Origin of the sequence: Paenibacillus allorhizoplanae (assembly GCF_927798215.1) — a bacterium.
Classification (GTDB): Bacteria; Bacillota; Bacilli; order Paenibacillales; family NBRC-103111; genus Paenibacillus_E; species Paenibacillus_E allorhizoplanae.
Map to the genome: position 1 here is coordinate 69,636 of NZ_CAKMMW010000026.1, position 16,406 is coordinate 86,041.

Below are 16,406 nucleotides of genomic sequence, written 5' to 3' on the forward strand. Positions count from 1 at the left end.
ACCAGAAATCTGTTCGCTCCCCTGCATACATTTACTTCTTCATCGTTTTATAAGCTTCGCTAATCTCTTTGTCGTAATCTTTTCCGCCAGCTCTTTCCCAAGAGGCAAGCATCTCCGCATACGTCTTCTCGAAATCCGTAGAAATAATCACTTTGGAAACCCCTTCATACAGGCTCTTCTCGATGGCTGCTACGGTCTTCTGGGCTACAGGACGAGGTGAGTCAATCACCGTGTTCGGTTTGCCGTATTTCTTGAAAATCTCATAATAAGTAACGAATGAATTGGCGTATTCTTCTCTCTGCTTCTCGTCCGGAAGTGAGAGGGCTACTGACTTAAGGAGCTGTTCTTTGTTTAATGCTGGTCCCCCTTGTTGAACAATGGCAAGGTCACCCGCTAGAGATACCCACGTAGTTTTCTTATTCAGTTCAGGATCGATCTGGACTTTAACGCCACCGTCATCCTTCCAGTTTACTCCCTCAATTCCGCTTTGAACGGTCGCAAGATTCTTCGGTTCAACCATCCAGTTCAGATACTTCAAGACAGCATCCGGATTCTTGCTGGATTTCGGAACAGCGACAAGCATCGAGAAATCCGATACTTTTGACATAAGCTGAGTTCCATCCGGACGTTTGAATGGTTCTACAGGTACCCAAGTTGCTGTTGGGACCGATTTACGTGTAGCCACATTCAGGTTCCAAGGTGTGTCATTGGAATCTACGAAGCCGGCAACACCACTATTAACCTGTTGCGTAAATTGCTGAGAGCTCACATCCGTGACGAATTCCTTGGAAATCAGACCCTCTTTGTACACTTTATTCATCCATTGGTAATAAGCTTTTCCTTCAGGCGTAGCAACAGAAGAGGTGAAGACACCATTCTTATAGTTGCCATCTGGTGCATAGAACTGATTACTCGGGCCGTCCATATTGACACCGAAGCCAAACATAGGACCATAGTAGAATGCTTTCATAGATTGGTTGATTGCAGGGAGCGCCCATGGGATCACTTTGTCTTTCCCTACGTTGCCAGGGTCTTTCTCTTTAAAGGCTTTCAGTACCTGATATAATTCTTCGTTCGTAGTCGGATTCTTCATCCCTAGCGCATCTAGCCAGTCTTTACGAATCTTCATGTTGGGACCGGAGTATGTGTTCGCCTTCAGAGCAGGAATCGCATATCGCTTACCTTTGTACATACCCACTTGGTCAAGTGCTAGTTTGTTATTCTTAATCAAGTCTGGATACTTGGCTAGATAAGAATCCAACTCCCATAATCCACCTTGTTCCGCGTATTTGAAGATCGTATCCATGGAGTAGGTTAAAATAATGTCAGGTGCTTCCCCGGATGCCATCCATACGTTCAGTTTCTCCGATTCCTGCGCTCTAGGCAGGGAGACGAATTCCACGTCGAGACCAACCTTCTTCGTTTCATCGATGACATATTTAATAATCGGGTTATTGCCTAGGTTTTGACCCTCTGGCGCATTGGAGCGGTCCCACAATGTGACACGGATTTTGGCTGGCTTCTCAGGTTCCTTACTCGGTGTTGTTGTGTTACTGCCACTTGGTGAAGTTGTTGCTGTGCTTCCGCCCTCATCTTTGTTGGAGCAAGCAACCAAGAAACCCGAAAGCATGAGTATAACCGTCATACTTCCTAATACCCCTTTTTTAAGTACCTTTACCATAATGCTTCCTCCCTAGTATTCATTATAGGCCTACTCGTTGTATTGGGATTTCACCCATATCTGGTTGGGAATGCATGTAATTTAAGCGCTTGCATTGTAAATATAGGCGTTTTCAGCATGTGATTCTATTCGATAATTTTGACATTTTGATAGTTTTTTTGTTATTCACCTTTGTGCTTCATCCTTTAACTGATCCGAGGAACGACCCCTTCACAAAATACTTTTGCAGGAATGGGTATACGATGAGAATCGGAACCGTCGCGAAGACAATCGTGGCTCCCTTCAGTGACTCCTCTATGACGTTGAGATTATCCAACGATTGCATCGTTTCCAAAGAGGTATCCATCTGGGCAAGCAGCAATATGTTCCTCAGTTTCACCTGTAACGTATAGAGCGCCGAATCGTCGATGTACAAGACGGCTGCAAAATAGGCGTTCCAATGACCGACCGCATAAAACAGACTGATCGTTGCCAATACGGCACCAGATAGGGGAAGCACGACCTGTGCTAGGTATCGCAAATTGCCACAGCCATCCATAACGGCCGCCTCGCGCAGCTCTTCAGGGAGATCCTGAAAAAAAGATTTCATAATAATAACGTTAAACGCGCTGATTAAACCTGGAAGCATTAACGCCCATAAGCTGTTCAACAGCCCTAGCGACTTAATCAACAAGTAGCTGGGAATCATACCTCCGCTGAAAACCATGGTCACAATCATGAAATTCATAAAATATTTGCGTCCCTTCAGGTCCTTCCTGGAGAGGGGATAAGCCGTTGTTATCGAGAATATCATGTTAAGCGCAGTACCGACTACCGTGATATAGATGGTTACCCCTAACGATCTGATGATATTGGAATCTGTGACGACCGATTTCATCGCATCAAGCTGAAATTCGACAGGCCAAAGCACAACTTTCCCCGTCTGAATGGCGTGGCTGCTGCTGAAGGCATTTGCTAATGTATTAATGAAGGGAAATATACATATGAAGGTGAATAGGATGAGCAGCGTATAATTAAAGATGTTAAAGCTTATGTCCCATCCCGAGTACTTGCCGAATAAGCCGCGTCTATTTCCATGTTTGTGTGCAGTAGCCGCCATATCTCTAGCCTCCTACTCCTTTGAATTTTACCAAAGTCCTTCTTTACCGAGACGCTTGGCAAAATAATTCGCACCAAGCACAAGAATAAGATTAATAATGGATTGCGACATCCCGATGGCCGTCGTAATTCCGAATTGCCCCTGTTTAATTCCCGAAGAATACACGTATGTGCTAATAACCTCCGAAATATTCGTAACAACAGGATTCTGTAAGGCAAAAGGATGCTCAAAACCGATGGATACCATATGACCGATATTGAGGATCAACAGGATAATCACCGTAGGCATAATTCCTGGCAGCGTAATATGTATGATTTTCTTCCATCTGCCTGCACCATCCATGACAGCTGCTTCGTACAAGGAAGGATCGATCATCGTCATCGCGGCAAGATAAATAATCGTTCCCCATCCCGCTCCTGCCCATACGCTGGACAATGTGTATATGATGACCCACCAGGTCTCCTCAATCATGAAATAGATCTCTTCCATCCCGAAGAATCTCATCATACTATTGACGATCCCATATTTCGGGGAAAGTAGATTATAAATAATCCCGCCCATGATGACCCATGACATAAAGTGTGGCAAATACAGTAGCGATTGCGATATTTTCTTAAAATATTTCGCCCTGATTTCATTTAGCATTAGCGCCAGAATAATCGGTGCTGGGAATCCCACAATTAGGCCTAGAACGTTAAGTAGTAGGGTGTTGCGGACGATCCGATAGAAATCTTGAATCTGTAGCATCTCCTTGAAATGATGCAGACCTATCCAATCCGAATCGAGGATCCCTTTGAAGATGTTATAATCCTTAAACGCAACGACAAGCCCGAACATCGGAATATAGCAAAATACAAAGAAGAAGATAATGCCCGGGACAAGCAGTAAGTACAAATCGTAATTTTTGAACAGCTCTTTTGTAAAAGCGTTTCTTGGTTTACTGTCCGTCTGTGCAATTACATGGCGTTTCTGAGATTGTACTTCCATACCCTTGCTCCTTTCTCCAAATGCGAACCCCTTAACGAAAGCGTTTTCTATACAGGTGAAATATTTGATAACACAGCCACAGCCTATTCTTCTAGGCATGTTGCAAGTGTACTCGCTTGTGAAAATGATTGACATGCTAGAAATTTTACTTTTTATTAGTTTTCTTTACTTCATCTATATAATCTCTTTCGCTCGGTCAATCGATCAATAATTCATACATGCCCTGTAAGCAGATTTCGGCATGCTGCATCATATCATCAATAAAGACGAACTCGTCTGCTTGATGTACATGGGTGTCGACGCCACCAGTCAGCCCCGCACCGAATGCGACACCATTGTTCCGCATTTTACGGGCATAGGTGCCGGCGCCCATACGCAGCAGCACGGCTTCATCACCGGTGATTTTCTTGTAAGCGCGGCTTAGCCTGACAATGACCGGATGGGTTTCTGGCACATACACGGGATGCAGATGTCGGGTCAATTCTGTACGGACGCCATGCTTGCCTGCTAGACCATCAACCGCAGATAATATACCAGCTCCGTCATGACTGACCGGATACCGAATATTACATAGTGCTTCCGCACGATGGAGATCACAGGAAATGGTGCGCAAATAAACAACCAACGCGCCTGAGAAGCTATCGCTACAAGCAATACCGAGCGACTGTCCGCCTTTCTCTGCGCCAATCTTACTATGTAGGAAGTGCAAGAGGCTGTCCCAATTGGTAGTCAGTCCTTGTCCACATAGGAAAGTAACCATATTCACGATGGCATTTCGCGAGCCTGTTGGACTGTCAGCCAGCAACTCGCTTCCTGCTGTTAATACCATTACACTACTACCGTCGTATGTGACTGACAAATTGGTCTGAAGGTTAACCGCAGCGTGAAAGTTTGCCACCTGGCTATCGGTGAGCTGTGCCAGAGAAAGCGACGCCGTGCAAGTCTCCGGAATGAGAGTTAGCATGTTACCACCCTTCAGAGACAAGATCGTCAGCTGAGTTTTCGTGGAAGATGACTCTTGTTCACTGGAGAACACCACGTTCATACTGCCCATTTCCACATTAAAAATAGGGTAGCCAGCATCAGGCGCAAATGCCATAACCGGAAGCTGCTCCCTCCCGAAATAGTAGTCGAGGTCTTTCATGCCACTCTCCTCCTCATTCGTACCAAAGATCAAGCGGAGACGGCGATTGCCGGTAATGCCTAGATCCATCAGCGTTTTCAGCGCATAGAGAGCGACTACAGCTGGTCCTTTGTTATCAGATGCACCTCTTCCAATGATCCTACCATTCTCGATGAGGCCGCCGAGCGGTGGGAACGTCCATCCCTCCCCTTCTTCTACTGTATCCAGATGAACAAGCACAGCAGCGATCTCCTCGCCTTGACCGTATTCGGCATGACCTGCATACCCGTCCACATTGGTCACTTCGAACCCTAAGGATTCAGCCAGACTGAGCATATATTGCAAAGCACGATCGACTCCAGCCCCGAACGGTTTTCCTGGCTCCGGAGTACCCATGATGCTTCTTATTTGTACAAGTTCAGAAATTCCAACCGTGATTGCATCCCGATACTTGTGGATTTCCTTCCCAATGATCATGTGTGTACCCCCACCTTCCCACATTCACTTCCAATAGTCATTCGACATGATGAAGGCTTTCCACCAACATCAGCAATGTCATCGATTGCCCATAGGGCATCGGACATACCGGGATTTCGCGATAGAACTGTAGCGTACGCCCCATACGCGTTCCGTAAGATACGCCGTGAACGGCTCCTTTTGCATCAACCTTATTCATGACTGCTTGCAGCGCCTTCAACCCAACTTCTTTGTAGACTTCGCTGATATAACCTTTGCGAACAGCCTTTAGAATGCCGTATGCGAAACCCGCAGTTGCTGAGGTCTCCTCATAGGATGTCGGATCGTTCAGCAATGTCGTCCACATCCCGCTTGGCCTTTGCAGCTCAGTCAGCTTCTGAATCTGACGTTCTAGTGAAGAAAGCAGGAATACTTCCACGCCTAGCGGTATCTTGACGATATCCAAGTAGTCGACCAGCCCTGCTGTATACCACGCATTACCGCGACCCCAGAGCGCTTCCGCGAAATTATGCCCCTCCATGAAACTCCAGCCATGAAAGAATAGTCCTGTTTTTTTATCCGTCAAATACTTGAGATGGACAAGGAACTGTCGAATGCTTTCTTGTACATAATGATCCTTTGCCAACAAAATACCCATTCTGCCCATGAACAGCGCTGTCATATAGAGCGTATCGTCCCACAACTCGCCTTCATTCGCATTATCGATCGTCTCGTGCGTGATCCCAAACTCAGGCGTTCGGGGCATCTCATCTGCCGCATAACTAACCCACTCTTCACATATCCGCAAATACTCTGGATTACGTGTTTCTTCGTACAAGTAGCTTAAAGTAAGCAGCGGACACATCGTATTGACGTTCTTCGGAGGGAGCCCCTCGCGGATCCGACTGTCGAACCAATCGGTTAAATACGTAAACACATCACAATTCTGGGTTTCCTTGTAATACAAGTAGAGAGAGAACAAGCCGACTCCCTGGGACCAGTCCCATTTATCCATTGTAATGATGCTGACTAGCGTGTCTTCCTGGATTGTTGCTTCCAGATTTTTCATTCCGCTAATGACTTTATGAATCAAGATCTCTATCTCTTGCCGCTGTATTTGCGCGATAGTCACGGTAAGCACCTCCTAGTACGCACTATAAAGTGCTTGTAACCATAATGTATCGCACACGTCCAGCAGTTTACATACGAGAATCTTACCCTTTTATTAGATTTCTTTACCTCTGTTCTTATATTCTTTAGGCGATTGACCTTCAAGCCTCTTAAAAACCTGATAGAAATAGGCGTATTCCTTATACCCTACCATTTCTCCTACTTCATTCACCTTATTTTTGGGATCCATTAGCAGACGCTTGGCGGTTTCAATTCGAGCCTTAGAGACAAGGTCTACGAAATTAATACCGGTTTCTGTACGCAGCAACCTGCTTAGATAACTCGAGCTCAGACCAAAATGCTCAGCGGTTGACGTCAAGTTAATGGTATCGGCGATATGGCTGTTGATGTAATCGATGACCTTCTTTACAACAAGGCTATATACCTTATCCCCGCCTTCTAGCTTCTTTTTAATCGTCCCAATAAACGTTGTGAGGTAGGTAGAGGCTTCCTTCATACTCGTCAGCCGGTAGACATCCTCGAGAATTTGGTCGATGCTTTTACCAAGACCGAACTCATCGCCAGTTACACGGAAATAGTAGCGTGCCACCGCAAGACAAACCTCGGAGAGCAAGCCCTTCACGACAAGGATATTCCCTTCACTATAAGCGGTAATTTGTTGTAGAAAACGCTCCAAATAAGCCATCACATCTTCGCTGGATTTGTCCTCCAACATTTGGTTGAATTGCTCTAAATCCTGAATAATCGAATATTTCCCGAGTTCCTTCTCTTGCTGGTTATGATCCGGAAATAACACACTTTCCTCCATCCGGAAAAAGCTTGAGTCCATAATCATAGAAGCTTCTCGGAAAGCTTCCGGCAGCTCAAGAAGTGATTTGTACACGGAACTAACTGCGATTTGACAGGAAATCTGCTCCCCCACATGGGCTATATCAATAAACTCGTTGCAGAAGTTCTGCAGCTTCATTCTATACTCCCTCTGCGACATTACCTTAGGGAACAGACATACAAATATAAGATCGTTATTCCGCAGAGACTCAATAACATAGAAATCACGCTTCGCAGTCAACTCATGCGCTTGTTCGGATAGGCGGAGTTGCATCTGCTGCTTATACTTAACAGCGTTCGCTGCACTTGACTGATCACTTCTATTAGCTGTACGGACAATTTGCACAACGTATCGACTATACAGAATATCAAGTTTCTTCACCTGTTCCTGCATGTCGTCTGTCCCTGTAATCAAATCTCCGATCAGTTTGCTTCTAAGCGAGGGCATGGCATCGATATGTTGCTTCTCTAACTCGACGAAAGCAGAGGTAATCTTGACCGTATGCTCATTCTCTCTGCGCTTGTTATCAATCTCTTCTACAGCGCCCCCAATTACTCGGCTTAGTTCTTCGTAGTTAATCGGTTTGACGATAAAATCGAATACACCGAGCCGGACAGCCCGCTTCGCATATTCAAAATCCTGGTAGCCAGTTATAAGAATGGTTTTGGCCAAAGGAAAGCCCGTACTCATCTGTTCAGCTAAATCGAGCCCGCTTAAGCCAGGCATTTTGATATCCGTTACGAGAATATCTGGCTGCAGCTCCGTAATTAAACGCTGACCTTCAATACCATCCTCCGCTTGACCGACTACGGTGCAATTGAGCTTATCCCAGGCGATCGTTTGCACAATCGCTTGCCGAATCAGCGGTTTATCGTCTATCACTACTACTTTGTATGTCATCTGGAGCCCTCCTCCGTTAGGATTGGAAGACGAATCCGAATCGTTGTCCCCTGATCCATTTCACTCATAATGCTTAAGCCGTATGCTTCTCCAAATAGTATTTGAATCCTTTTGTGCACACTGATAATCCCGACGTTCGTATGCTTATCTTTCTGTTTCAGTTTCGAGTGCTCTGGTGGGTCGAGCAAGTGTTCCTTCGTTTCTTCATCGATGCCTACGCCGTTATCGGACACTTCGAGATACAGAACGTCTTCCTTCATCCAGCAGCCAATACTGACTATTCCTTTACCTACCTTCTCTTCAATGCCATGTTTGATCGAATTTTCTACGAGTGGCTGCAGAATGAATTTAGGAACCCTAAAGGCCATCAGGCTCTTGTCAAAATAGTAATTAACCTCTATTCGATTGCCATAGATAATTTGATGAATAGATAAATAACTCCTAATAAAGTCCACTTCTTCCTGCAGGTAAATAATATCCCCCTTCTTACTGATACTCTCTCTCAGCAGCTTACCGAGCAGGTAGATCATCTCACTCACTTGTTCGTCGCCACGCAGCTTGGCTAAGCTATGAATCGACTCCAGTGTATTATAGAGAAAATGGGGATCAATCTGGGCTTGCAGCGCCTTATATTCGAATTGCAGCGTGCGATACTCCGCCTTTTGCTTTAGCAGCTTCTCCTCATAGACGGTGTGAATTAACTCGCTGATCTTCTGAGCCATCGAATTGAATTTCTCCGCTAGTAACCCTACCTCGTCTCTGCTTCTCGGAACGATGACCTTATGGGTGAAGTCCACAGAGAAGTGGGTCATGCTCTGGAGCAGCAGTCGAACGTTTCCTGTAATGTTTCTAGAAATGATCACCGCTAGGATGAACGCTAGCAATAGCGAGACAAGAATGGTGCTTAATGTCCACAATTTGATGACTTCTGTGCCACGTGTTAATTCGTTAACAGCGATGACTTGGATAATCATCCACTTGTCATAGGGTGTAGAAATTATAGTAGAAATGTACGTCTGCCCTTTAAACTGAAAACCCTCATTGAGACTGGGCTTCTGAGCGTACATCTTGTTTTCGATGAAATAGCGGGTTGGCTCGGAAACAAGCCTGTCGAACATCAGCGGCTCCAATCCCTCATTCAGGATGACGATGTTCCCCTTCGTAAGTTCGTCCACATTCGTGTAGATGCTGCCGATCAGATTAATGTCCACACCAACGATAATAATGCCCACATAACGGCTAGACGTAACATCATATACAGCCTTCTCCATGAAGATAACGTTGCTATTTCCCGGAACCCAGGATGTGCGGCCACGCTGATCCTTAATCTTCTCGATATCCAGGTTCATCAGATCTTTGTTGTAGTTTTGAGTCGCACTGCGTTCGAACCCGTAGGGGTTACCTGCCGTATCGACGACCATAACCGACAAATAATAATCTTTGGAAAACACTAAATCTTTCATAAACTCACTAATGACCTTATTCTTGATATACAAATCGGATTCACTTGCATCTTCAGGAATACCTAGCGTCCTATTCAGCGTGGAATTACGGAATTGTTGGAATACATGCTCCTCGATGTCCTTGGTCCGTTTCTCGAGGTTAATCCCTATTTGTTCGATTAAATATTGAGAATAAACGGACGTATTCTGTTTAATGACACGGACAGAAACATAGTAATTAACGAAGCTAATCATCAGCACTGTTAATAAGATGATCACTGTAAAGGACAGCAGAAACTTCGTACGCAGCTTCAAATTCAGAAATTTAGAAACGACATTAGACAAACAACTTCACCTGCATTCGGATGGAATGGCAAGTGCGTGAGCCAACAGCTCACGCACGTATTGTTAGCATTATAAACCTTTCCACGGTAATCGGCTATGGATCGTGTCCTATTAATACTTATCGTAATTGAGTTCCATTGTTGCAAATCCACAGAACTCTGGAAAGCTGTGCAGCACTTTGTTAATCTCATCCTGGCTATAGCCCATTTTGCGAAGATGCATCTGTTTGACCGTTTCAGCGGCATTCTGTGCCGATATAAAGTCTTCCATATGCTCGAATAGCTTCGCACCCCATTTCTGCCCGAATCCAACATGAAGACGCTCGTCGGCGATATCATATTCGGATTGGATCGATGACAGAGGATCACCGTGCTTCATGAAGGCAGCAATCGACTTCCGTTTCTTGATGAAGGAACAGGGCTCCATAACCATCGTCAGACTGGAATAAAACTCGGGAAACACCTGCTTCATCGTTTCCGGCGTCGGCGATGTGGATGGATGCCAAGAGAAATCCTCCGTTCGATAGCCCATCTGCTTTAATCGGCGAACCCCCATCTGACTATGACGGACCTCATCCCATGTATGCCGTGCTACATCAAGGTAGAAATCTATGGGCATTTTCTGCACACCATAGTACAGATAGGTTAAGCTTTCCACAGCCGACATTTCACTGGCATTGATGAAGATCATATGTTTTAGGCTGTCGTAAGTGGGAGATTTCGGATCGAACATCGCGCTTTTATATTTCGTCAGATCGACATGCGGATACTTCGGATCGTTAGCAGGCTTCAGTGGAATTGGGCCCGCTGGCTCGAGAACCGGATGGTCCGGCCAATCGATCTTTTTCTTCGACGATGATTGTTCGAGCACCTTCCATACCTGATCGATATAACCTAACCAACTATGATACGCATCACGTTTCTCTTGATCTTCAACATAAGCAAACTTCACGTAAGGAATGCCCCAGGAAAGCATCTGCTCCTTATCCAGCTCGATATATCGCAGTTTATCAAACGTTGGTCCGTCCAGGATCGGATCGAGCGTTTCATGAAATACGGTATACTGCTCATAAAGCTTCTGAACGATGAACTTATAACCCGCAGCAAATTCAATGAGCCCTCCCGCCTGCGTAATACGCTGACAAGCTTCTTGAAGACCACTCGGAGTCCAGGCTTTATCGTTAATATCCGCGCCAGGTAACTCGCTGATCCGTTCACGCAGCTGTACCATATGCTGCGTGTGCAGATACGACAATCGCACAAGTTCCCCCTTCAGGTCCCAATCTGGCACAGACGAGACCCATCCCATCGTCATCCGTGACAGCTCGAACTCCAACCAGAAGCACATCTTCAGCAACTTTGCGGTATCTATCGGTCGCAGCAGCGAGCCTTTATAGGAAGAAGCAGCTTCAAGGAAGCTGTAATCCGTTACGTCCACTTCTATTCTCTTCGCCATTGATGTTTACCCCCATAAGAAGAAATGACTTCAATACGCTTAAGCATTCACTCAATCGTATAAACGGCACGATAGGCTGCTCCACACCCGTGCCTTCTTACCAATACACCAGATCGTTTCTTAGCCGTTGTATCTTCGTACCCCTCGAATACATAAATATCAGTTCCCGCGCACCCTTCCATCCAAAGCGTTAACGTTCGATCTGCCATTACCCATTCATGAGGTGCTGATAGCCAAACTCGCTCCCGATGGGTGCACACGGCTGCGTTTCGAACTCGGTCTCCATCTTCCCATGACAGTGAAACAACCAATCGGTCTGATGTTCATCTGCGCTGATCACCTCAAATGTATCCGAGATGTACCCTTCTTGAACATGAATATCGCGCACATAATCGACACCAGGATAGACATCTTTGGCTTTGGCACGTATGCGGTTACTCTCTGGTTCGAATTGCTCCACAATGCCCCGCTCCGAACAGATCTGATCGACGCCATCGACGATGACCGTATTATGAGCAATTGTCTTCCGCTGCCACTCTAGAAACAAGAAAGAACCATAGCCATTCGAGGATATATCGTGAGACCATAAACAATCCGCGTCGAACAGCTCGATATTCATTAAATCAGGGTGTGCATGGCTCCGTGTATTCAGTCCGTATTTCATAAATAAAGCCGTTTTCCCAGCGCGTAACGAGCAAATATTCGAAGCAGGATAATTTTTCGTTACGCGGAGAAGCTCTTCCCCAGCATATTTCCCTTTGCCGAAAAGGAGACGTTGAACCCATCCTTCAGGTGAATTCTCGATCATCCCTCCATAAGCCATCGCCTGCCGGTAGTACGCCTCGTAAGATCTGGAAAGTGCATACTCAAAGGCAGGATTTGGAAACAATCGATTCGCGTACTCGTACTGACCCGCATAGTGAGTCAGCGCGATGTTCGGCCAGCCGTCATTCGGATTGGGGAAAACACCGTTATCGAATACAAGCTCAGCTGGGAACACATACATCCGTTTAACGATCTCATCCATTCCTTTGCATGCCACATCATAAATACGGGCAAACAACAGGAAATAAGTGAACGGTTCTACGCAATAGAAATGATAGTGAAACGAACCTTCGTACCAGAATCCTTCCGCTGTTACGCCTTCCTGCAATTGCCGCAGCAAACCGAAAGGTCCCTCCAAGGCTCTCTCTACGTAGCTGTGATCACCGAAGAACATTCCCGTCATGCCCACTGCCGCCTTCATCCAACACGGAATGTTGTGAATACTCGTACAGTGGCTGTCGAGCAGCTCTACCTGCGGGTCGAATAGATGGCTCTTATAATGACGCAGCTCTGCAGTGCTTAACGTCTCCTTAATCATCTCCATCCCCTGCAACAGCCAAATCATGCCCACCGCATCGCAGAGATTAATGCCGGCTATTTTTCCAACATAACCGGCGGGAACGTCTACCTGGAGCTGCTCATAATGATCGCTATAGAATGACAAAACGCTGCGGATGTAAGTCGGGTAACGATCATCGCCAGTTAGCCGATACAGCACACCTGCGTAAAAAACATGTTTATGCGCTTCGTCCCGGTACAAATAATTCCATGCTTGATCAAAGCGGGCACCCTTATTGGCGTGGTCACAACTTTGGCAGCTATTCGCATGGGGAGCTTCCCGCTCGAAATTAATCCTGCTCCCGCATGCTTCACAGAAATAGTTGTGCCCCCATCCCGTAATTCTCCCTGGATCATCTGCGTAATGATGGACCCACCACTCCGTGGTCTTAAGCAGAGTGTCATAGACCGTCTTCGCCCACGCTTCCGTCCGAATTTTCTCTTGAACAGCCTGCCAATCCTGTACATAGCTCACGTGAACACTCGTCCCCTTCATACTTCGTGCAATTTACGATCGACCGTTTCCCCTTATGACTATCGTGTCATTTCAATTAGTGCGCGATCTAAATCTTCGATAATCGATTCTGCACTCTCCAGACCAACCGAAATGCGCATTAGACCGATCGGAATTCCTGATAAGAGGGATGTCTCCTCGTTGACCCATAGCCCAGGTGAATTAATAAGACTCTCAAAACCGCCCCAACTTGGGCCTTCTTCAAAATACCGCAAGCTTTTCATCATCTTCATAATCTGCTGTTTGTCGCCCTTCGGCACGAAGCTCAGCAACCCGGAGTAACCAGACATCTGCCTGCACCCAAGCTCGTATTGCGGATGGCTAGGCAAGCCTGGATAGTAGACAGTGGATACTTGAGAATGACCTTCGAGGAAAGCGGCGACCTTCTTACCATTCTCCTCATGCTGCCTCATCCGAACCGCGAGGGTCCGCAAACTCCGAATGAGCAGCCAGGATTGGTGGGGATCCATAACAGCCCCAAACAAACTTCTTTCGTTATTGGTAATCGATTCCAGAATCTGCTTGCTACCTATAATGACACCACCCAGAATATCGCTGTGTCCACCCAAATACTTCGATGCAGAGTGAACCACGAGATCAATGCCATAGGCAAGGGGATTCTGATAAAGCGGCGTCGCCCATGTATTATCAATGATCGTCGCAATCCCATAAGATTTCGCTAAACTGGAGATTGCCTTCAGATCCTGGAGCGAGAAAATGTTCGATAGCGGACTTTCCAGATAAATAACCTTTGTATTCGGGCGGATCGCTTGTTCGAATTCCTTGATACTTTCCCCCGATACGAGCGTAACCTCACAGCCGAACTTCTTCATGTAGGTTTCCAGAAAGGCTTTCGCTGGTACGTAGGCTGCACGAGGGCATATCACATGGCTATCTTTCTCAAGATAGTAGGTTAAGGCAGCGCTTATTGCGGCCATTCCCGAAGAGAAGCAGCGTGCTTCCTCTCCACCCTCAAGCGCTGCGATTTTCATTTCGGCAATCTCCGTCGTCGGGTTGGAAACGCGTGTATACGTATACCCGTGATTAACCGTTTTCCTTGTGAACAGTGAGTTTTGAAAAATAGGGGGCACGATTGCTCCCAAAAAACGGTCATAATCGTCACCGAGATGAGCAAGAAGGTCTTCCTTACTTTTGATATCATCCTTATCCATATCTCCCCTCCTCCTTACGATCTGGAGGCTAATAGTGGAAACATCCGACCTGCCAGCGGTTGGTTTTCATGCAAGTTCAAATCCATCGTGATCGCATGCTTCTTCCCGTTAAATGTCGTCCCATCCGGCATGTAAATGATCGCTAGCGCACGCCTCGGCTTATCCGTTACATTCGAGTGCGCATAGTGAAAGGTAAGCCCATTATGGAACGTACAGCTTCCTGCTTTTAACGGCACTTTCACAGGCTTCGCATTCTCGTAATCGGTCCCCTTCACGAACTCAAATAAATCTTGAGGATTGGCCAAATCAATATGGTTCAGTTTACCGGCATTTTGTGATTTCGGTACGAACATCATGCAACCGTTCGACTCATCCACGTCATCGAGTGCGATCCATATCGACATGGCTCCCTGCTCCGTCATCGGCCAATAAGGGTAATCTTGATGCCACGGAGTTGGCTTCGAATCGCCTGGCATTTTCCACAGGGCATGATCGTGAAAGAGACGAATTCCACTTGCACCCGTAAGTTCAAGTGCCATCTGCGCAAACCGTGGGTTGAAAGAATACTTATGCATGCCGCCATGGTCCCGCCAGACGTTAACACGCTGGTTAAGCACACGGTAATAGCTGCCGCCTTTTTTATCCGTTTGCAAGGACAGCGAAGCAGACTCCTCGACCATCACTTCATCCATACATTGACGGAGCTCAATTATTTCTTGCTCATTCAGGACATTATCCACTTGCACGAACCCGTTCTCCTGATAAAATGTGCGTTGCTCCAAGGTTAATAGCGATTGAATTGCGTTGGTCATGGCAGACAGCTCCTTTTGTACTTTCTGTACTTTAATTTCACTTTATCATGTGTACAAGGGAGCAGACTTGGTGAATCCGTCAGAGTTTGAAGGTGATTTGCCAGCTTTCCTTCTAGCTGGATATCCTCTATGATAAAAAGTAATAAAGCACTTATCTTCCTTTCCGGAGGTCTTGCCCGATGACCCGATTTGAAAATGAAACTTACCTGGAAGCGCATGAATTCCCCTTTCATCTCGAGCAGTACACATTCAAAAAAAAAGAATCCGTCAAGCCACATTCACACGAATTCATCGAGTTTGTGTATGTGGTAGAGGGATCGGGTCGCCATATCTATGCAGGAGCGGAATACCTTATCCAAGAAGGTGACGTCTTCGTCATCGAGCCGGATGTCGAGCATGCCTATTTCGTGGATGAACATCTCATCGTTTATAACATACTGCTTGCTCCTTCCATTTTAAGTCACGAGCTGCAATCATTATCCAACGTAACGTCGTTCGTCGACTTTTTCTATGTGGAGCCTTTTCTGCGGCAGTCCGTCCATTTCCAGTCCCATCTGAGGCTGAATCCACACCAAAGGATCGAGATGAAACTGCTGCTAGACCGCATTCTTAACGAATACACCGAGAAGATGCTCGGTTATCGCTTGCTCGTGAAGACCAGACTCATCGAAATGTTCGTATTCCTCAGCCGCTGTTACGATCAAATGCTGCACAAACCAATGACGGCGCTAGCTTCTGAGCACAAAATCATCGAGCGTGTAGCCGAGTTTATCGAACTGCATCACGCCAATCCGCTGTCACTTGCTCAAGTCAGCCAGATGTGCGGCATGAGCCAGTCCGCCTTCACAGCTAGATTTAAGCAGTACATGGGCAAGACCTTCATTGAATTCCGTAATGAAATTCGCATACGGATAGCGAAAGAGCTGATGATCTCTACAAATAGCAACATATTACAGATTGCCCAAGAGGTCGGCTTCGACGACTTGAGTTTTTTTAATAAGCTTTTTAAACAGATGCATGGAATCTCGCCCGGCAAGTTCCGCAAAAGTCAGAAGGAAGCTTAACACCAGCACCTGC

At 46.2% G+C, this 16,406-nt stretch carries 13 protein-coding genes; 1 reads left to right on the forward strand and 12 read right to left on the reverse strand.

Features of this window, described 5'->3' with window-relative positions; all coding sequences use genetic code 11:
* Nucleotides 1–31: 31 nt before the first annotated feature.
* The 12 genes from L6I86_RS29530 to L6I86_RS29585 form a co-directional block, all read right to left on the reverse strand.
* Entirely contained in the window at nucleotides 32–1,681 is a 1,650-nt protein-coding gene (locus L6I86_RS29530; protein WP_236292044.1) for an extracellular solute-binding protein, read from the reverse strand.
* Between the two features lie 178 nt (nucleotides 1,682–1,859).
* Nucleotides 1,860–2,780: a carbohydrate ABC transporter permease gene (locus L6I86_RS29535; RefSeq protein ID WP_236292046.1), complete on the reverse strand. Its 921-nt coding sequence runs from the start codon at nucleotides 2,778–2,780 to the stop codon at nucleotides 1,860–1,862.
* 27 nt (nucleotides 2,781–2,807) lie between these two features.
* The gene (locus tag L6I86_RS29540; protein ID WP_236292048.1) at nucleotides 2,808–3,767 is read right to left on the reverse strand and encodes an ABC transporter permease; all 960 of its coding nucleotides are present in this window, start codon (nucleotides 3,765–3,767) and stop codon (nucleotides 2,808–2,810) included.
* A gap of 196 nt (nucleotides 3,768–3,963) precedes the next feature.
* Complete coding sequence (locus L6I86_RS29545) at nucleotides 3,964–5,367, reverse strand: Sapep family Mn(2+)-dependent dipeptidase (RefSeq protein WP_236292049.1); 1,404 nt, start codon at nucleotides 5,365–5,367, stop codon at nucleotides 3,964–3,966.
* A 37-nt stretch (nucleotides 5,368–5,404) separates the two neighbouring features.
* Entirely contained in the window at nucleotides 5,405–6,478 is a 1,074-nt protein-coding gene (gene bglB / locus L6I86_RS29550) for a beta-galactosidase BglB (protein ID WP_236292051.1), read from the reverse strand.
* Nucleotides 6,479–6,571: 93 nt separating this feature from the next.
* The gene (locus L6I86_RS29555) at nucleotides 6,572–8,206 is read right to left on the reverse strand and encodes a response regulator (RefSeq protein WP_236292053.1); all 1,635 of its coding nucleotides are present in this window, start codon (nucleotides 8,204–8,206) and stop codon (nucleotides 6,572–6,574) included.
* Nucleotides 8,203–9,993: a sensor histidine kinase gene (locus L6I86_RS29560; protein WP_236292055.1), complete on the reverse strand. Its 1,791-nt coding sequence runs from the start codon at nucleotides 9,991–9,993 to the stop codon at nucleotides 8,203–8,205. Before L6I86_RS29560 ends, L6I86_RS29555 begins: the two co-directional genes overlap by 4 nt.
* A 111-nt stretch (nucleotides 9,994–10,104) precedes the next feature.
* Nucleotides 10,105–11,448: a DUF455 family protein gene (locus L6I86_RS29565; protein WP_236292056.1), complete on the reverse strand. Its 1,344-nt coding sequence runs from the start codon at nucleotides 11,446–11,448 to the stop codon at nucleotides 10,105–10,107.
* A gap of 47 nt (nucleotides 11,449–11,495) precedes the next feature.
* The gene (locus L6I86_RS29570) at nucleotides 11,496–11,657 is read right to left on the reverse strand and encodes a hypothetical protein (RefSeq protein WP_236292057.1); all 162 of its coding nucleotides are present in this window, start codon (nucleotides 11,655–11,657) and stop codon (nucleotides 11,496–11,498) included.
* Complete coding sequence (locus tag L6I86_RS29575) at nucleotides 11,657–13,327, reverse strand: heparinase II/III domain-containing protein (RefSeq protein ID WP_236292058.1); 1,671 nt, start codon at nucleotides 13,325–13,327, stop codon at nucleotides 11,657–11,659. The genes L6I86_RS29570 and L6I86_RS29575 overlap by 1 nt, the downstream gene beginning before the upstream one ends.
* 38 nt (nucleotides 13,328–13,365) lie before the next feature.
* Complete coding sequence (locus L6I86_RS29580; protein ID WP_236292059.1) at nucleotides 13,366–14,517, reverse strand: trans-sulfuration enzyme family protein; 1,152 nt, start codon at nucleotides 14,515–14,517, stop codon at nucleotides 13,366–13,368.
* Nucleotides 14,518–14,531: 14 nt separating this feature from the next.
* Nucleotides 14,532–15,329: a phytanoyl-CoA dioxygenase family protein gene (locus L6I86_RS29585; RefSeq protein ID WP_236292060.1), complete on the reverse strand. Its 798-nt coding sequence runs from the start codon at nucleotides 15,327–15,329 to the stop codon at nucleotides 14,532–14,534.
* A 179-nt stretch (nucleotides 15,330–15,508) separates the two neighbouring features.
* On the opposite strand from L6I86_RS29585, the gene L6I86_RS29590 reads away from it, so the two are divergent.
* Nucleotides 15,509–16,393, forward strand: a complete 885-nt coding sequence (locus L6I86_RS29590; protein ID WP_236292061.1) for a helix-turn-helix transcriptional regulator — start codon at nucleotides 15,509–15,511, stop codon at nucleotides 16,391–16,393.
* The last annotated feature ends 13 nt before the right edge of the window (nucleotides 16,394–16,406 follow it).